Genomic DNA, 2,969 nt, shown 5'->3' with positions numbered 1-2,969 from the left:
AAAAAGACCCAAGCCCATTTTTTTTGAACTTGAGTCTCAAATTTTAATTTATAGCTGAGTAGTTACGCCTTTTTTATTATTGCCAACTATTCATTCTTGCTATAAGTGAATTTTTTTCCTCTTCAAGTTCTCTCATAAAGCTTTCTAATATATCTTTTACATCTGCTTTTTCATTAACCATAGCTGCTACTTGTCCTGCCATTACGCTTCCATTGTCAACATCTCCATCAACTACAGCTAATCTTAATTTTCCAGTTCCTAATTGTTCTATCTCCTCTTTTGGAGCTCCTTGTTTTTCCATTTCTAAAATTAGTTTTGCAAATTTATTTTCAATAACTCTTACAGGATGACCAGTATAATTTCCTGTTGATACAGTTGATCTATCTTTAGCTTTTAAAATAGCATTCTTATAATTTTCATGGATAGTACATTCATTAGCAGTTAAGAATCTAGTTCCTACTTGAATTCCACTTGCCCCTAATGATAGTGCTGCTAAGAATTGTTTTCCTCCAGCTATTCCTCCAGCTGCAATTACAGGAATTTTTACACTTGCTACAACTTGAGGTACAAGAGCCATAGTTGTTATACTTCCTATGTGTCCTCCACCTTCCATTCCTTCAGCTATTACAGCATCTGCTCCTATTCTTTCCATTCTTTTTGCTAATGCTACTGAAGCCACAACTGGTAGAACTTTTATTCCTGCTGCTTTAAGCTTTTCCATATATGGTCCAGGGTTTCCTGCTCCTGTAGTTACTACTTGAACTTTTTCCTCTATACAAACATCTATTTGTTTTTCTACATCAGGCATCATTAACATAAGATTAACACCAAAAGGGTTAGAAGTTATCTCTTTAGCTTTTCTTATCTCTTGTCTTAAAATATCAACTGGCATTCCTCCACCAGCTATAATTCCAAGTCCTCCCTCTTTAGAAACATGTCCAGCTAGATTTCCATTAGCTATCCATGCCATAGCTCCTTGTATAATTGGATATTTAATTCCAAGTAATTTACAGATTTCGTTATTAATCATAAATCCTCCTAAAATAAAAAATTATTCTTTGAAAACTTTTTTGAATCTATCGAAAATTTCTTTTACTGAAAGAATTTCATTTATTTTCCAAGCATCCCTTCCAGCAAAGAATATTCCTTCCTCATAATTACCATCATGGGCTTTTACTAATCTTTCATTTACACAAAACTTAAATGTACATTTCTTTAAACATCTTACACATTTCTTAGGTGCTTCTGTTGCTTCATTTAAAACTTTTTTTACATATGGTGATACTATTGCATTAGCTGGAAAACCTGCTGAACTTATTATCTCAACTATATCTCCCTCTTTTGCATTTATATACATTTGTTTAAAGAAGTCATCTACCTCACACTCTTCAGAAGCGATAAATCTACTTCCCATTTGTACTCCATCTGCTCCTAGACTTACCATTCTAGCTGCATCTTCTGGAGTTATTACTCCTCCTGCTCCAAAAACAGGAATTGAAATATTTTTAGTTATCTCTTCTATTATGTCCCATGAATCTTTGTCAGTTCCTAAGTGTCCTCCAGCATTTCCACCTTCTACTACAATTGCATCTGCTCCTAATTTTTGAGAGATTTTAGCTAATTTTAAAGATGAAACTACTGGTATTACTTTTACTCCAGTTCCTTTTACTACTTCAAAAATATCTCTTGAGAACCCTGCTCCAAAAATAATAACATCTATTCCAGCCTCTATTGAAGCTTGAACTAAATCCATAAAGTTAGTTGTAGCATACATTATATTTACACCTAATGCTCCACCTTTATTAACTATCATTTTTTTAGCTTTTGCTATCTCTTCTTTTAATTCATCTATTGAAAGTGCTGTTCCTGCTATAACCCCTATTCCACCTTCATTTGCTACTGCTGCTGCAAGTTTAGCCATTGAAGCTCTTATAGCCATACCACCTTGTATTATTGGATTATCTATTTTTAAATCCCCTATTGTTAACATTTATATACCTCCACTAAAATAATTATCACAAATTATAACATGTGTAATTTTATTAGTAAAGGATAAAATAACAAGTGTTCTTTATAATTGCTTTACCCTTAGATCTTTTCTAACTTTAAGGAATGTTTCTAATTTTTCAACACTACTATTTATTATGTTACTTTCTGGGAAATTAATGTCATTTAATAAACTAATAGCCTCATCAAATTCTCCAATATCATATGAAATATGTGAATCTGTTCCTAATGATATTAAACAATCATACTTTTTACATAATTCCGCTATTTTTCTACAATTAGGTTTTGAACCTTTTCTTGATCCTTTTAAAGATGAGTTATTTATTTCAAGAGCTACATTTGATTCTTTAGCTGCTTTTACAATCTCCTCATAGTGAAGAGGAAACTGAGGATTTCCTAAATGTACCATTATATCTATTTTTTGACTTTTTATTATATTAATTACTGCCCTTGTATTTTTTTCAATATCTGAAATATCTCCATAACTTTCTACTGGATGTAATCCACATAATAAAATATCCATAGTATCATAAACTCTCTGATTTATATCAAAGTTTCCATATTCATCTATTACATTAGTTTCTACACCTTTTAATACTCTAACACCTTCCATATATTCTGGAATTACCCTCATATTAACTAAACTCCACCAATGAGGTGAATCAGGTAAAGCTGGACCATGATTAGTTATTGCTATAACTTTCATTCCCTTTTGTTTAGCTCTATTTACGTTTTCTTCCAGTGTACTATATGCATGAGGACTTGTATTTGTATGTATATGTAAATCAATTAAATACTTTCCCATATATTTTCACTTCCCTTCGATATATTATATCATATTCTTAATATAGTGCAAAATAATTACACTTGTTATATTTATTTTTTATTAACTTCACAAAAAATAAAAAAAAGCTTGGCGAGTTCCTATCCTCCCAGGAGGCTTCCCTCCAAGTACTTTCAGC

Annotated in this window: 3 protein-coding genes; all 3 read right to left on the bottom strand. The window is 31.6% G+C overall.

What is annotated here, in order from left to right; translation table 11 throughout:
• Nucleotides 1–76: 76 nt before the first annotated feature.
• The 3 genes from fabK to I6E31_12320 all read right to left on the bottom strand — a co-directional run bounded on the left by fabK (nt 77) and on the right by I6E31_12320 (nt 2,812).
• On the bottom strand, nt 77–1,030 hold the full coding sequence (gene fabK / locus I6E31_12330; GenBank protein ID MCF2640747.1) for an enoyl-[acyl-carrier-protein] reductase FabK: 954 nt from the start codon (nt 1,028–1,030) through the stop codon (nt 77–79).
• A gap of 21 nt (nt 1,031–1,051) precedes the next feature.
• Entirely contained in the window at nt 1,052–1,990 is a 939-nt protein-coding gene (locus I6E31_12325) for a nitronate monooxygenase (GenBank protein ID MCF2640746.1), read from the bottom strand.
• Nucleotides 1,991–2,071: 81 nt separating this feature from the next.
• On the bottom strand, nt 2,072–2,812 hold the full coding sequence (locus I6E31_12320) for a phosphatase (protein ID MCF2640745.1): 741 nt from the start codon (nt 2,810–2,812) through the stop codon (nt 2,072–2,074).
• Nucleotides 2,813–2,969 lie beyond the last annotated feature (157 nt).

Source organism: Fusobacterium varium (assembly GCA_021531615.1).
Taxonomy (GTDB): domain Bacteria; phylum Fusobacteriota; class Fusobacteriia; order Fusobacteriales; family Fusobacteriaceae; genus Fusobacterium_A; species Fusobacterium_A varium_C.
This window is presented reverse-complemented; position numbering and strand designations above follow the sequence as displayed.

Excerpts from the sequence above, each read along its gene's own strand:
- fabK (MCF2640747.1), bottom strand. The coding sequence starts at position 1,030 with ATGATTAATAACGAAATCTGTAAATTACTTGGAATTAAATATCCAATT.
- I6E31_12325 (MCF2640746.1), bottom strand. The coding sequence starts at position 1,990 with ATGTTAACAATAGGGGATTTAAAAATAGATAATCCAATAATACAAGGT.
- I6E31_12320 (MCF2640745.1), bottom strand. The coding sequence starts at position 2,812 with ATGGGAAAGTATTTAATTGATTTACATATACATACAAATACAAGTCCT.